We start from the raw sequence: 597 nt of genomic DNA, 5'->3' as shown, positions 1-597 counted from the left end.
TGGCGGTGCGCAGCTCGTCCAGCAGCTCGTCCAGCTCGCTGGGGGTGATGTGGACGTCGCGGGCCTTGCTGCCGTCGGCGGGGCCGACGACCTCGCGGGCCTGGAGCAGGTCCATCAGGTGGCCGGCCTTGGCGACGTCGACGCGCAGCTTGCGCTGCAGCATGGAGGTGGAGCCGAACTGGGTGGTCACGACCAGTTCGGCGGCTTTGAGCAGCAGCTCCAGGTCCTCGCCGACGTCGTCGCCGTCCGTGGTCGGCGCCGGGGTGGTGAGGTCGGCGATCTGGTCGGCGGCCGCGTGCTTGCGGCAGTGCGACACGATCGCGGCGATCTCTTTCTCGGAGACGAACGCGGCCTGCAGCCGGGCCGGGCTGCTGGAGCCCATCGGGGCGAACAGCGCGTCGCCTTGGCCGATGAGCTTCTCGGCGCCCGGGGCGTCGAGGATGACGCGGGAGTCGGCCAGGGAGGCGGTGGCGAAGGCGAGCCGGGAGGGCACGTTGGCCTTGATCAGGCCGGTGACGACGTCGACGCTGGGGCGCTGGGTGGCCAGGACGAGGTGGATGCCGGCGGCGCGGGCCAGCTGGGTGATGCGCACCACGG

Annotated in this window: 1 protein-coding gene; it reads right to left on the bottom strand. The window is 72.5% G+C overall.

Annotated features, from left to right (window positions below; all coding sequences use genetic code 11):
• Nucleotides 1–597: DNA translocase FtsK (locus AC5L38_RS44355; RefSeq protein WP_495248849.1), on the bottom strand; the 597-nt coding region annotated here is incomplete at both ends.

This window comes from Streptosporangium nanhuense (assembly GCF_059358815.1).
This window is presented reverse-complemented; position numbering and strand designations above follow the sequence as displayed.